This is a genomic window from Paenibacillus sp. FSL M7-0802 (assembly GCF_038004945.1).
Classification (GTDB): domain Bacteria; phylum Bacillota; class Bacilli; order Paenibacillales; family Paenibacillaceae; genus Paenibacillus; species Paenibacillus polymyxa_B.
Genome location: NZ_JBBOSD010000001.1, coordinates 6,111,654 through 6,126,919 on the forward strand (window position 1 = coordinate 6,111,654; position 15,266 = coordinate 6,126,919).

At 36.1% G+C, this 15,266-nt stretch carries 9 protein-coding genes; all 9 read right to left on the reverse strand.

Annotated elements, in window-relative coordinates:
* Positions 1-29: 29 nt before the first annotated feature.
* A complete protein-coding gene (locus tag MHB54_RS27885; protein WP_340982086.1) occupies positions 30-614 on the reverse strand; it encodes a hypothetical protein in 585 nt (194 codons plus the stop codon).
* 5 nt (positions 615-619) lie between these two features.
* A complete protein-coding gene (locus tag MHB54_RS27890) occupies positions 620-808 on the reverse strand; it encodes a hypothetical protein (protein ID WP_340982087.1) in 189 nt (62 codons plus the stop codon).
* 367 nt (positions 809-1,175) lie between these two features.
* Complete coding sequence (locus MHB54_RS27895) at positions 1,176-1,919, reverse strand: stalk domain-containing protein (protein ID WP_340982088.1); 744 nt, start codon at positions 1,917-1,919, stop codon at positions 1,176-1,178.
* A gap of 104 nt (positions 1,920-2,023) precedes the next feature.
* On the reverse strand, positions 2,024-5,509 hold the full coding sequence (locus tag MHB54_RS27900; protein ID WP_340982089.1) for a phage tail spike protein: 3,486 nt from the start codon (positions 5,507-5,509) through the stop codon (positions 2,024-2,026).
* 22 nt (positions 5,510-5,531) lie between these two features.
* Positions 5,532-12,545 (reverse strand): NlpC/P60 family protein, encoded by a 7,014-nt coding sequence (locus MHB54_RS27905; RefSeq protein WP_340982090.1) that lies wholly within the window; start codon positions 12,543-12,545, stop codon positions 5,532-5,534.
* A gap of 94 nt (positions 12,546-12,639) precedes the next feature.
* Entirely contained in the window at positions 12,640-13,074 is a 435-nt protein-coding gene (locus MHB54_RS27910; RefSeq protein WP_340982091.1) for a hypothetical protein, read from the reverse strand.
* Positions 13,058-13,546, reverse strand: a complete 489-nt coding sequence (locus MHB54_RS27915; protein WP_340982092.1) for a hypothetical protein — start codon at positions 13,544-13,546, stop codon at positions 13,058-13,060. The genes MHB54_RS27910 and MHB54_RS27915 overlap by 17 nt, the downstream gene beginning before the upstream one ends.
* Before the next feature lie 133 nt (positions 13,547-13,679).
* The gene (locus tag MHB54_RS27920; protein ID WP_340982093.1) at positions 13,680-14,366 is read right to left on the reverse strand and encodes a hypothetical protein; all 687 of its coding nucleotides are present in this window, start codon (positions 14,364-14,366) and stop codon (positions 13,680-13,682) included.
* A gap of 65 nt (positions 14,367-14,431) precedes the next feature.
* Entirely contained in the window at positions 14,432-15,208 is a 777-nt protein-coding gene (locus MHB54_RS27925; protein ID WP_340982094.1) for a hypothetical protein, read from the reverse strand.
* Positions 15,209-15,266: the final 58 nt, after the last annotated feature.

Genomic DNA, 15,266 nt, shown 5'->3' on the forward strand with positions numbered 1-15,266 from the left:
TTATAAGAATTATGTGGGAATACTCTAAATTAAGAAGAAAGTTCCTCTTCAGCATCATCAGATATTTCTTCGAATTGCATCAGTTTTTTAATCTCTAGTAACGTCGATATTTTATAGTCCATCTGTTCCAAATCTGAATCACAAAGAGGACTAAATCGAGTCTCTTCTATTAATAAAGATTTATGAATCCTTTTTATATCAGACACATTTACGTATGCTGGACGACCAGTGTGATTTCCTATGTAATGGAGCTGAGGGATGTCGTTTGTGTCTTTTAGCCTTTCAATAAGTTCAGTTTTTTCTTGAGTAGGATGAATAGTTGCAATTGGAGCAATATAGACATGATCGTAACTCTCATTTTGATTAAAAAGATTGCTCTGAATAACTACAGACAGTCTTACCTTGTGCTTAACTACAACATTTAGAGTGGGCGAATATTTTTTACCATTCTCATCGTAAACAGGATTAAAACCATTCATTTTACTAACAATTCTCCCAAAACCTTTTCCTAGATCAGGAATTGGTTCAAAGAAATCTACTGGAGTCCCATCAGAAAAGGCTACAGCAGCATAAAATATATGACCTCTTAAAATTCGATCATTTTCCACTGACATTAAGCTCAATCCTCTTCCCTATCCATATTGATTAATTTATTTAATTGGTGTATAGAGTTTTTAGATAGACTGTTCCAAGCTTTTTCATATGAATTTAATTTTTTCTTAGTGGAGGTTAAGCTTTTTTTATGACTGTTAATTGGTACAACCTTTTGAATTGTGCTCATTCTTCTTCCTCCTTTTTTCTTGCCCATCTCTTTATCATCTCCTATAGACTCAGATAGAAGATAATATTCTAGAATTCTAGTAAATATGATCCTTGGGCAAAAATACAATGAATTCTCTACACGACACAAGTCTCTTTTAAAGTGTTAACGAACTACGAGACGTTCTTCGTTTATTGTGGACTATCTCTATATCGTAGTATGCTTCTTAGTTTGTATTACCATTGTATCACGTAACACGTAACACGTACAATATGCTACGTAGAACGAAAGGAAATAATTGTACGATTTTTGTATGAAAAAATGCGAATTATTGAGGGATATTTCAAGTTGAAATAAGGGTGAAAATTGATAAAGAAAAAACGCCTAGAATTAGGCGCTTGGATTGTTTATTCATTTATTTGTATTTCATGCCATAAATCAGCAATGTAGTATTATCTGCATCGGGCGACTTTGTAAGATCTATAGGCTTGAGACCCTGCTTGTTCTTGATGTTTGGGTTAGGCTTGTATGTCCCATTGGTCAATTCTCCTAAATAAAAGTCATTTTTATCTAAAATACTCTCATGCAATGGGGAATTTCCAAGTGAATTAACAAGGTTCACATTCAACGCATTTTTCTTAATTACAAGATATGTCGCATAATCATTCTTACGAATTACCCAATGCAGTATAGAATCACCATTTGCATCTTGTGAATTGATCGTCAGCTCACCACTAGCAATCGCCGCTGCAATCTTCTCTGAATCCAGCTTATCTCCTTTTGCGTATTGCTCCACGTTAAAGGTTTTACCTCCTGACTTAACCGCCGCTGTTGATGGCTCACTTTTTGTGGTTGTTGTAGCTGATGGGGTAGAGGAGGGAGTAGACACCGTTCCATTGCCTTTTACCAACTCAATTTTGCTACCACTAGCACTTGCTACATTATAGCCCATTGCTGATGCTGTATCTCTAAGAGGAAGATACGCTTTACCATTCACATTGATCGGACTGTCACTGAGCTTTGCTTGTTCTCCATCAACTATAATCTTGGTAGGTGTCAATGTTGCTTTTAAATATGTACTTGCTCCTGCTACGCCACTAACTGCTACTGCAACACCAAATATTGCGCCAGCGAGGAACGTTGGTATCCGTTTTTTCATTGTATATCCTCCAATTATTCGATTAGCATATGTTTTACACATACTTACAATATATATCGGATAGGAGGGAGTGGAAGTTTATGAGGGAATCAAGATTTTTAATTTTAGTTTGGCGTGTCGAAATCGAATCTATTTGCTTCAAATTTCATATTTCGTTTTGCTTTAAAAGTTACATCGCCTTGAGCATCCATAGAAACCATTGATCCACTTTCAGTAATAAAGTTAATCTCTTTCCCTCTGACATTGACTACTCCACCGTCTGAAGTTATGAGAACTCCAGTATCTCTTAAGCTTATGCTTCTTTCTTTTCCAGTGTTGCTTGCCCCATAGATGAAATCAAAACTTCCATTGGGCTTCTTGATCCAACCTATACCACTATTCTCTGTTGCGCCATCACCAAGTCCCATCTTACGATATGGCGTACTGGCATCCCCAGAACCTTCAAATCCATCCTCCATTTTAACTTTTTGATTCTGACTTGTATCATACACATATACAGGCCAAGGGGTCTCATTAATGGTATACTTGCCAGATTGAGCAGATGTTTCCCAATACAATAATCGACCATCAGGAAGCTTCTTCTGTTCTCCCTGTGTGACTTTGCCTGTAATCCATCTAGCTTTATTGCCTTCAATGGTAATATAGTTACTCCAATCGGTAATGGCAGCATTTGTAAGTGTGCTGAGTCTTCCCGCTGTAAGATCCGTAATCACTCCAGAATCGCCAGCAAATATATTAGCTGCCATTAACTGGGCATCGACCATCCCTGCTCCTATAATCGAAAAATTATTGAGATGAAGGTCGCCGTTTAACGAATTCATCAGCTTTGTTCCATCTGGTTTCGTAATCTCAACGTTTTTAAATCTAGCTGAACCATCCATTCTAATTACTGCATTTGCTGTATTTTCGTCAGCGCTCCCCAGTCTCAACCCGTTCTGGTCGATAACAACGATTCTATTTCCTGATCCAACTTGGAACTTACTATCGACAACAACTGAATCGCTAATATCAGCACCAACCATCCAAACTCTACCGTAGTAATCTGCCCTAAACGGCGACGAGAGCCATTGACCACTCCCCATCGATAAGCCGTCCTTATCGACCCTAAACACTCGGTCACCTTCACCAGCTTGGAAGTTACCCTTCATAAACAGATCTCCATCGGGAGAAGTATACAATGTTTTCTCAAATGAGCCATTTCGGTTACGTTCTAATTTAAATCCATCTACATTGTCGAACGTAAACTTATTTAAAACTTTTTCATTTCCACACACATTCGGTTCTTCAAATCGATTAATTGTCATACCGAACACATCAGGATTTGTACTTAGCAATCCAATACGTTGAACTTCACGTTTGCAACGATCAAATATCATAAATTTGGGGCCTGTTATTTCTAATAATCCATCGATATCACCCAGTGTAAGTCGTTCACCTACAAAAAGTTTGCCCCATACATTGTCGGCTACTATATGCGTTGGGGTGATCGCTGTTTTAAAAGAAAGTCCTCCGTTGTCCGTAAGTCCCAAAATCCCGTTCGTGGCGCGTAAAAATTTCAATGGATCGTCAGCGCGAGATATCGTCAGTCCCTTATTATCAATGGTGACTGTTTGATTAACAGCCATGTTGATTTGATCTGCTGCTTTACTCCAAAAGTTATCAAACAACTTTGTCATATCATTAGATGAAATTACAGCCTTATCATATCTGTTCTTATTAAGATCGACAGTTACAGAAGTTTTGCTTCCCTCATTAATTGCCTTCATGAGAATTTTATTTTTGTCTGTTACGTCTTTAACATTGGAAACAACTAAACTAATGTTTGAATTTTCATAGTCATATTTAATTTCAATCATTTTGGCAGTCAAATTGAGTCCCATTGGCTCATACTTTACATTAACAAAGTCACCAAGATTGAGTTTCTTCCAGTCAAACTGTGCTTCGATAATCTCCATGAAATTTACAATATCAACTTCCATGCTTAGTTGAGGTACTTGCAATTCTTTGAACTTCTCTTGTGTTGCATCAAATAAGTCTTGCTCATCTATGTATTTGGTATCTGTGAATTCACGTTCAATAATATAGTCTTTTAATTCATACAATTGCTCATTAGTAAAGTTGACACTATCACTTGTTTCATGCTGAAGACTGCTGATTTTCTTTTTAACATCTGTAATTTTATCTTCTGTACTCTGGATTTCTTCTTTCTTATTTCTAATCTGATTCTCTTTATTATCATAATTGTATTTGTCAATAATCTTGTCAGCATTCCCCGAAGCTTCAAGCTCTTCAACAGAAATAAATGCTACTTGCATAAATACTTGAGTAGAACCACCCGATACATTCACTGTAGTATTGCTCTTATCTCTAAACTTGTCTAATAAGACCCACTTACCTGATTGAACAGATTTATTTGAGTTATCAATACTTACACTCACACCGTTTGCATTATCAACCTTAATCATAACGGCATATCCTAATTTATTGTTCAATTCAAATGTTCGAGAGGTGTTACCACTGTGCTGATACTTCTCAAAGAACATCTTGCCATCAAACTGTTGAGTCATTTGTAATTCGCCTAGAACAGAATTGTCATGAAGTAACTTGTCTAGTTCTACATTTAACTGATTAAGATATTTCTCATATCCTTGTCTCTCTTTAAGGTAGCTATCGTATAGTCCCTTTTTAGATTTCAATAATTCAGCATAATCAAGTAACGCATGACAAAGTGAATCGCTCATATAGTAACTGGACTGAATTACATTTCTGTTCTTATCTCGTTTAAAGGGGAACATCCAATTTGTAAAATCTTCAATATAGTTTTGACCAGTTGGATTTACATTTTGAATCCCCATATCATCCTGACCAAATGCCTTTAGACGTGTCACAATCAGTTTTACATCTTTTTTAATATTCATTGTTTTGAGATACTTGTTATAGCTAAATGTAAGCCCCAAATTGTTACCAAATAGTTCAGGCTTAATTAAATCGACTAACCGTTTATCTGTATCGAATCTTACGATGGCATTATATGTATCTGCTACAGTGTAGATTGCGTCTAGTACAGTTACACTATTGAAACTAAACGTCCTATATGTTAATTGAAAATCTGCGTCTATTGAACCAATATCCCATTTAGTATCAGCCAACAAATCATCCATGACCCGTTTAGCATGATAAGCTTCAACTTCATATCCTCGTATGGATTTATCGGTTAATTCATAAGTCAAAGAATCTGCACGTACAATTTTTGCACACTCTTCATCTGTTGACTCATCCACAACTTCATTAATCATAAACCAATCAATTTTATAGTCCTCTACTACTTTGATTAGGTATTTTTCTCGTAAAAGTTCAATGTTCTTATTCTTCATTAAACGATGATTGATATCAATGTAAAAAGGAATAGTTAGTTCAATTGAAGATGCTTGGTTGATTTTTGTTTCTTTGCTATCTTTATAAGCTTCACTTAATTTGCTTATGATTGTTCTGTCTCGTTTACACAGGAAATACTGTGGTCTAATTGGTTTCAAGCTATAGTTAATATTGCCTATCAATATTTTATCTCCTTTAATTGAAGGAGGTGACATTTCATCACCCCCTATTTAATTTTTACAACTTCGGTTTGAAGCCATTACGCAAAAGTGTGTCCACAAGGATATTAGCGTTTTCTTTCATTGTCTTAGTGTCTTTGCTTGCTTCCATTATGATTTTTATGTCATTAGTCACATTTGCTTGACTGTTATCATTGTTATTTGTAACAGGTGAAAATCTGCTAAAGTCAATTCCACCACTTAATTTATCAACAATGCTTCTGGTTATATCTACAGCCTTCAGCATATTGGCAGTGTCTGCTTTGTTTAATACCAGTTCCTTTTCATGAGCCAACAGGAACATGCCTTTGCCACCCATATTGTCAGGTGTCTTGCCACCAGTTTCAGCAGAAAACGGTTTGATTCCTTTAAGGTAGTCATAACTACCGTCTGGGAATCCCCATTTAGACCGCATACCATCATTCTGTTGTTTTAGTGATTGGAATTGTGCTTGCAAACTTTTAATCTTACTAGCATCGGGTTTCTTTTCTCGCTGCAATTGAGTAACTTGTCTAGAGATTGATTCGGCTTGCTGCTTATTGGAGAGATACTTTTCCCAATCAGCCTTTTGATTGCTGTTGTTACCGTTGCCCGAACCTTTGCCAGAACCATCACCAATTCCCCCACCTGAACCGCTACCTTTTCCGCTATCCAAATTCAGAAAATCATCAAGTTTACCTTGATCCATAGTCAAGCTATCGCGCATATTCTGCATTTGTTTAGCTGTCTCAGTTGCTTGATCTTGCAGGAAAGTGAAGAAATTAGAATATTCACCTTTGAGTTCGTCTATAGTTGATTTAACCTTAGTCTTGTCGTCCGACATAAGATTTTGCTTCATTCTGTAATAACGTTGATCATCCTCTAAGATGTCGTCATATTTCTGTTCAACTAAATCCTTTTCTCTTTCGATATTCTCCGTTATTGCATCATGTGTTTTATCCTCAGCGTCTTTGGACTTATCAAGATACTTCTTACGGTCTTCAAGTTGGTCGCTCAGGTTTTCTTGACGAAGTTCACGCTCACGGTCAAGTTTAAACTTGTCTATTTCCTCATTTTTAGCATCAATTTGTTCTTGTAAATCTTTTCGTCTAGCTTTTGCTTCAAATGAGTTGTCGAGCAATTCTTTATTGAAACGATCTTGCAACTTTTGACGCTCATCTAATTTCTTCTTTAATTCCTTTTCGTAGTCGTCCGTTTCGTCAGATCGATTCATTGCCTTGATTCGAGCATTGATCATGTCTTCAAAACGTTTTGCTTCATCATCAATATTTTTAGTTGCCTGATCGTGACGTTTGTCTTCGGCTTCTTTTTGCTTATCAATCGCTTTGAGAGCAATATCTTTCTGCTTTTCAACTTGTTTCTTGTAATCCTCGATAATCTTATCAGCAGCATCGGATTTGATTCTTCTGATTGCATTCTGATATTCAAGGAGCTTCAAATTCAACTCTTCTTGCTGTTTTATGTATTCTTCCTTGTTTTTAGCAGACAATTTTTCACTGGCAATCATCTTGTCTAAATCAGCAATTGTTTTCCTAGTAGCATCGCTTTGCTGATTTATTACAGCAATCTGTTTAGCTTGAACTTGGGAATATTCCGAAGAATTTTCATCAAGCCCTTCCAATTGAGCATTTAATACTTCAAGTTGTCTTCCATACTTTTCAATTTTATCGGTATCTTCAGCAATATTGCTATCAAACACTGCTTTCGTTTTCTCTTGAATAGTGTTATCAAATTCAGCAATCTTCGTATTATTGTCCTTAACTTGTTTATCAAACTCACCAGTTGTAATCTTTTTGTCAGCAACCAGTTTCTTCAATGTCTCGTTTTGCTTACGAACCTCGTCTTGTTGTTTGGTCATATAACTGATTTGAGACATTTCTTCTTTACGCCATTTACTAGAAGTTTCTGAATACATGGATTGTTTGGACTGAGACACAGCAATAAGACTGTCGATATTCTCTATTTTTGCTTGGGATTCCGTAACATAATCATTAATTAAAGCGACTTTATTTTGATATTGCTTTTCATCCAAATCGAGGTACGTTTTCTGTGCGTCTTCCTTAGCCTTTGCCAAATCAGAAGCAGAAGGGAGCGAGTATTTGTTTTTAGATTTACCGCTAAACACACTAGAACTATCACCATCATAGTATCTTAGTACATTGCCAACATAATTGGTGTCACCATAAACCTTGCTTCCCGTTTTCTGCTTTTGTATAGCAGAGAACTTCTTCATGTTCTCAACAGAATAGCCGCCATTTTTATTAAAGTAGTCTAGTATTCCCGGCCCCATATTATACATAGCAAGAGCAATGTCCACATTTCCCGTTTGATTCAGATACTTAGCAAACATTGAAGTTCCAGTTTTAATACTGCTTTCAACACTAGTGTTTTTACCAAGGCTACTAACCTGCATGACGTTTTTAATACCATTGGCACCATTGCCTGACTCTTGTTGAATGATAGCTTTGATTAGTGCAGGATCTACACCATTGACTCCAGCATATTTATTAATCAGGTCAGCATTTTTACCTGTTACTTTTGTGGATGTTGTTGGAGCTTGGATATCTGGAATAGCATTAGCACCGGGGATACGTCTTGCTCCACTGTATCTCTCAGACCAATATTTATCATTCAGGTTTCCTTGTTTCATTCCTGAATCGCCCATCTGCATAAAGTTTCCGTCACCCATGTAGAAGCCAACATGCGAATTAGGCTTACCTTTGACAGTGTTAAAGAATACAAGGTCGCCTTTTTGCAAATCCTTTTTATTGGTTACGGCTTGTCCTTGTTTAACTTGCTCCTGAGTAGTTCGAGGCAGTTTAATATCAAGGAACTCTTTGAACATTTGCTGTACAAACAGAGAACAGTCGGATACAGCAGTAGCCGTGAACTGATCGTAGCTAACATTAGATTTAGCTGCTTGACTGTACTTAAACGTTTTAGATGATGACAAAGAAAGAGCCTCAGAAATCATCGAGTCTAAGCCTGTTCCACCTTTTGTAGTAGTGGTAACCTTAGTGGATACCAATTTCGATGGATCGGCTATACCTTCTTTAAGAAGATTCTTCCGTTGCTCCAACAGTTTATTTTCTTGTTCAAGAAATTTGCGGTATGCTGGGGAACCTTTGCGAGTTCTAGTACGTTTATTTTCTAAGTCGTCTTGAGCAGCAGCAACTGCTTTAAGTTTCTTTTGGGTCTCCGTAAGAATTTCATTTGTTTCAGACATAGAATCATTATATTGATCATTTTTCTTTGTTGATTCTTTGCTAACACCCAAATCAGGATTACTATAAACACCCAACAACTCTTTAGCTTGCTTGGATTTCTCCGCTAATGAATCTGTGAACTTATCCAATTCGCTTCTTTGTTCTTCAAGAGCTTTTGTTCTAAATGTTGATACCTCTTGATCATCAGGAATTCCCAAAGCGTCCTTTAAGCCTTTAGTCATAGGCAACTTACTCTTAGCAATTTCCTCATCAATTTTAACCAATGCTTTTTTGGCATCAGCCAAATCTTTTATACTATTAAGCTCAAGTCCATAAGCTTTAATATTACTAATGACTGAATTAATGTTATTGATTTCACGTTGCTTTTCACCTTCAAGAGCCTGTTTAACCATTAGGATTTGTGCTTGTCTTAAATCCTCAACTGCACCGTTTTCTAGAACGTATCCATCTTTTACTTTCTTGATACTGGCTGCTAGTTGTGGATTCTTTTTCAGTAGCTCCGCAACAACATCTACACTTAAATATCCGTTCTTTTGCTGATCATACATAGCCTGATTCAAAGATTTAAGTTCAGATGCGCTATCATCAATTGTTTTATTTAACTTCTCTCTAGCTTCCGTAGCATCTTCTGTAGCATTAACCATTTTACTTTCTAATCCAGCCAATTGGTCTGTTGCTTCAATATTAGCCATATATTTCTGATTAGCTTCGTCTAACTCTTTAGATAAGGTTTGTTGTTTGCCAGTAAACTCATCAACCTTGCTTTGAGCTATAGCAATCATTTGGTAATATCCTTGAATAGCTTCTGGAGACTTGGCAAAGGAGCCAGCTATTGAATTGTCATTCAATATTGAATTTAAATCATCATTGTACTTTTTCAAATCTGCTTTTGCTTTACTTAGAGCTTTTTCATTGTTTCCGTATTCACTCTTCTTCTTCTCATATGCTCCACGAGACTCTTGGGCATTTACTTCAGAAGCGGCTTGTTTCTTTTGTTTTAACAGTTCAATTTCATGGTTAATTGCTTCTTGGCTAAAGTTGGCATCTTTTAATCTTTTCAAACCAGCTTCTTCAATTGTAACGCCAACAGCCTTATACATTTCTTCTAGTTGCTTTTGTGCCGTTGCTTGTTGTTGTGCTGTTAAAGTTCCAGAATTAATTACTTTCTGATACTTCTGAATAGCACTAGTCAGTTTAGGAAGAAAATCAATTTGTCGTTTATATTGATTAATTTGACGCTCTCTAGCTTCAATATTATCGTTTATTTGCTGTGTCTCATCGCGTTGAGCTTTTTCAGCCGTTCCCAATCCCACAGCCAATGAAGCTAATAGTCCTATTGCAAGCGATATACCAGCAGTTGCCACAGCCGTAGTAATAGCCGCTCTAGCCGCAGCAGCAGTTTGTTGATTGATTGCAACTGTTGTAAGTTCGGTTGCTACAGTTCTTCCAGCTTCAGCACTAGCAGCAGCTTTAGAATTTACCGCATTTGCAGCAGTTGCTACAGAATTAGCTGTCACTGCTGCTGTTTCTGTATTTGTAACAGTAACTAATCCCGATCTAATACCTCTTACAATGGTTAATGAATCAATGACTGTTTTAATTGGTGATTTTAAAGTAAGGAAAGCTGCACCCAATGCTACAGTGGCGGCAGTTACACCGAAAACACTTGAAGGTATCTTTGTCATACCGATAAATAATTGGTCTGTAATATCAAGAATAGACTTGATCATGCTACGCAATCCATCATTGCCAGCAGTGTTAAAAATATCTATAAATGAAGTTTTTACTTGAGCAGCTTTACGTGAAATAGTATCCATCTGTGTTGTTAAATATTCTAATGTGCTACCAGTTGAACCAATAGAATATGCAGTACCCAATAGAATGTCGCCGGGATTTAATGAAGCGGCTAATTTAGCATATTGGTAAACACCACGAGAAATAGCAGCATAAGATTGAGTTAGATCATAATTCTTATCAATAACAGCAATAGACAAGTCTAAAAGGATATCTTCAGCTTTTTTCCATTGCTCTACGCCGTTTACTATTTCTTTAGTTTCAACGCCTAGCTTTTCAATCTCGGAGACGGCTTTATCTGTACGAATTGTTCCTAAAACTGTTTTCCACATGTTACCTAGATTTTCACCAGACAATGCAGTGTTACGCATACCACTAGAAATCAAACCATTCATGAAGTCGAATGATACGCCTGTCTCTTGTGCAATTTTACCTGTGCGTTCAAACGCTGCACCCAAATCTCTAGCAGGAGCCATTGTTTCGTGTGCTACTTTACTCCAAGAGTCAAGGATTCGCCCACCATACAACTGTGCATCATTTGTATTCTTGAGTTGAACACCATACTGTGCGAGTACAGACTCCATACTTTTTGTGGCATCTTCTAGGGATACAAGGTCAACAGTAGACAACATGGTAGATTGACGTACAAGAGTTTGAACAACTCCGACATCTTTGTACATACGACCCCAAAGACGTGCTGACTCAATTACATCGTTGATGGCTGCGCCTTGATCGTGTGCAGTTTGGATGAATTGTCTTGATTGATCATTGACCTTTTGCATATCCAAAGAGCCTTTTTGCAGACTTTCGAAATAATGCTCATTCGTCTGAATATATCCAGCCATTTTAGTTTCAATGTCAACCATACCTTTGAAACCTTCAGATATAGAAGAAAATACAGTACCATATAAAGCACCAGCAATCAGATGTGCGCCAATTGACTTGAATGCATGACTAACCTTATCGCCAAATGACTGAATCTGTGTGCTTGCAGTTTTAGCAGAAGATTCTAAATCTCTGAATCCCTGTTGTATCTGTTTGATTTTATTTTTCAGATTGGAATCATTAATATCTAATTTGGAAGCATTATTCAAAAGAGAAGTCAAATCAGCTTGATTAACTGTTGACCCATATTTAGTATTTAAACGTTTAGCGCTTGATTCTGCTTGTTGTTTAAACTCATTCAGATTATCAAGCTTCTTCTGATTAGCTTTCGTCTCGGCTATCTCTTGCTGTCGTAGGTTTCTAGTCCACCAATCGGCACGTTCTTGTCTAGATTGTTGATTTTTTAAGTCAGCGGCTCTTTGTATTTCGGCATTCTTTTGAACATTTTGTTGTTGATTTGTAGCTAGTTGTCTCTCTGAATCTCTAACTCTTTCCATGGACTTAATACGTCCATTGTACATTTGATTAACTAAAGATTCCTGATCTTTAAGTGTTTTGGCATGATTGATTATTTCATCGTATTTTTTTACAATGCCGTTTTGATCAATATTAGCTGTAACTTTTTGTCCAGTTTCTTTATTCTCATATGTATTTTTATATCCTACAACTTGTCCTTTTCCATTCTTGATTGCTTTTTCAGTGGCTAAGTTATACCCTTTTAGTTCTGATTCTAATTGTTGAATAGACTTTCTTTTCTTGTCGTAAGCTTCGGACTCTTGCTGTAATTTTTTCTTGTGTTCATCAACAACTTTATTTGACTTCGTGACAACAGAATTATCTGCTAATCGTTGCTGAGTTACTTTTTCAATCGTTCCATCTAAACGTTTATATGTAGTAGTTGTTTCATTTACAACTTTATTCTGCTGTTCCATTGCCACATTTAACTTATTAGCAGCGGATACAAAGCTATTCATGGACTTAACGAAACTTTGATCTATATTTACTTTTACATTTAACTTTTGTAAAGATGGATGATTCGCCAATGCCTTCAGTTTTTCATTTACGGATTTTAAACTAGTACCAACATTAAGGTCGGCAGTCACTAATATTTTTAACATGTCATTCATAATCTCTTGAATCACTTCCTTTTTATACTTTGCACTGAAAACTAAAATAAAAAAAAGAAGAGACTCAATATCTCTTCTTAATTAGCTATGGTATTTACTTCACTTCGACATTTAACCCTTGTCTAACTAGCCCCTTATGTAGAGCAGCTACATGAGCATTTGTATTACGTAGTTCCTCAGCAGTTTTTTCTACGAATGGACGAGGACGACCAGAATAAGCGAACTCATGATCATATCCAATCCCTGTTTCGACAACCTGTCCAACATTCTTGTCGCCATCCATACGTCTACTTTCAACTGTCAATGTGTTTCCAACGACTGGATGTATGATAATGTTTTTATCATCAATTAATCCCCCGCGGTCTTCTTGTCGTTGATACATTGTAGGAGCGTATACATTATAGACTTCCTCCTGAACTTTCTCCTTCATTGTTTCCCTAACATTTTGCGCTACTTCAACTTGTAGAGATGAGGTAACTTTTTGCTTTATTAGCTTCTCAAGCTCTCTAAAGTTACTCGCTGTCGCCATTATGTTCGACCTCACCAGGGGCAGTTGTCGCTGTCGTTTCGTTTGCTTTTCTTTCAATTTCATCAAAAGTAGATTTAATATCTTTAAAGCGCTTTTCTACTTTTCTAATTTGATCTTCAGGCATTTTGTTCATTACTTCTACAAAGATATTTGTATTCAATAAGTTTTCATATACTTTAATCAAAGTTTGAAAATCATTTTTATTCGGAATAGGCAAATCAGTAAATTCACGCAGCATCAAAGTCATTCCAATTTGTTGAGCAATTCTACTAAACGTCAATTCAGTTAGTTCCGATTTATTAATATCCTTAACGACTTCAAATAGTCCAGTAAAAATATTGTTGATTGAGCTATTTTTAAAGTGTTGATCTATGGTTACTTCAAATTGTCCATCCAGAATTGGATGTGTCTTCGTTTTATTGATTCCTTTACTTAATTTATTCAGGTCTGTTGCTGTTAGTTTTTTAGCCATTATTTATTCCTCCAATTAATTTGTATGTAAGTCAACCTTCAAATCGTGACTCCTTTTGACTCCCTATAAACGCAAAAAAGAAGTACCCATTTCAAGGTAGCTTCAATTTAATCAAATTCGTATTTTATCATGATTACATTTTCGTTTCACAAATACGCGACAACAAAGGCATAAAATGAATACCGTGTTCTCTTGCATAGTCCATGAGTGCTTTCATGTATATATCTTGTAATGTATGAATGTCCATAAGTAATGAATGTCCTTGTTCGAATCCTTCAATTTCATCAATGGTTAACGAACAGAATTTTGCAATATCTTCTGTTGTAGCTTTCAATTCATTTCTAACCCAAGTGAAATTCATTCCAATTTGTTCATAAAAATGATCTGTCGTGGCGTAATTCATTTTACCCACCTCGCTTTGAGTTTCTAGCATCTTCTCAACTTTGGCAATATCGTCTTTTGAAAACATTGACATAAATTTATCTAAATATGAAATGTCTTCATTTTTTGATTGCATATCATTCAACTGTATAATATTTTTAATGAAACGTTTTATATCTCTATGCATACTAAAACTCATTCGTTCTAATCCTATTTTAGTGAAATGCTTGACAATTAAACCTTCTTTAAGAAGTTTGAAACTCGGATTAATTTCATGTACTTTGTCGTATATATCATAGTATTCGGATACTAATATTTCTATTTCGCTATTTCTAAAATTCTCATAGTAACTAAAAGTCTTATCGTCAATAACTACTTTCTTTAATGTGAATGTATTATCGACAGCTTTTGATACTTCATCTATTGTTAAATCACACATTCACTATCCCTCTTTAATGTAATAACAGGGGAACTTAATCCCCTGCTGTATTTAATTAGTTGTTGTTATTCGTCTTCATAAAGAATCATATCAATCAATGTATCTGTACCCTCAACTTTTTGTGGAAACAGGTCAAATACTAGCGTGAGAGCGCTTGGGTCTCCCTCAGAGCTAGTTGCAATTGTAAAATTAGGCTGCAATTTTGCTTTATAGTAGACCATTTGAACAAGTGCAACTTCACTTTCTGTGGCAACTTCATCACTATAGAATGTATCACCAATAAGTTTTACGTATTTAGGAAATCCTTTGGCTGTAAATGATAGCTTTGCCGCATCCAACACTTCTGAACGATAGTAAACCTCTACTTCATCTCCTGCTTTAATTGTTGCAGTAGAATCAAACTCTACGATTTTGTCAGTAATTGTTGCAACAGGAATTGGTGTCTTATTGGAAATAATACCATTCTCAAACAAGAAAGCAGAAAATTCAGTTTTCCCACCAATCGGAGTTTTACTTAAAGTGACTTGCAGTTTGCCACCAACATCAGTAACTGTCAAAACCTGAGTTTTATAAATATTCTGTTTGCCACGTTTGATTTCTTCGCCAGCCAACAAAGCAAGATGTTCCATTGAGAAAATTTGAGTTTCAACTGTCAATGTAGCAGTTTTCTCACCATCCCATGCAATACGACGAGTACCATTACCCATAGCATATACACGACTTGACTGAATTTCCTGTGAAGAAGTATTTGCATAATCCATGTACATAACTGGTGTACTCGATTGGTAATCAAGAATCTGCAACTTCATAAGTTCCCGTGAACCGTAACGTCCTAATTTCATTAAATAAATTCCTCCTAAAGTATGTATAAATTAAAAAATCCGCAATTTATGCGAATTA

Excerpts from the sequence above, each read along its gene's own strand:
- MHB54_RS27885 (WP_340982086.1), bottom strand. The coding sequence starts at position 614 with ATGTCAGTGGAAAATGATCGAATTTTAAGAGGTCATATATTTTATGCT.
- MHB54_RS27890 (WP_340982087.1), bottom strand. The coding sequence starts at position 808 with ATGGGCAAGAAAAAAGGAGGAAGAAGAATGAGCACAATTCAAAAGGTT.
- MHB54_RS27895 (WP_340982088.1), bottom strand. The coding sequence starts at position 1,919 with ATGAAAAAACGGATACCAACGTTCCTCGCTGGCGCAATATTTGGTGTT.
- MHB54_RS27900 (WP_340982089.1), bottom strand. The coding sequence starts at position 5,509 with ATGTCACCTCCTTCAATTAAAGGAGATAAAATATTGATAGGCAATATT.
- MHB54_RS27905 (WP_340982090.1), bottom strand. The coding sequence starts at position 12,545 with ATGAATGACATGTTAAAAATATTAGTGACTGCCGACCTTAATGTTGGT.
- MHB54_RS27910 (WP_340982091.1), bottom strand. The coding sequence starts at position 13,074 with ATGGCGACAGCGAGTAACTTTAGAGAGCTTGAGAAGCTAATAAAGCAA.
- MHB54_RS27915 (WP_340982092.1), bottom strand. The coding sequence starts at position 13,546 with ATGGCTAAAAAACTAACAGCAACAGACCTGAATAAATTAAGTAAAGGA.
- MHB54_RS27920 (WP_340982093.1), bottom strand. The coding sequence starts at position 14,366 with ATGTGTGATTTAACAATAGATGAAGTATCAAAAGCTGTCGATAATACA.
- MHB54_RS27925 (WP_340982094.1), bottom strand. The coding sequence starts at position 15,208 with ATGAAATTAGGACGTTACGGTTCACGGGAACTTATGAAGTTGCAGATT.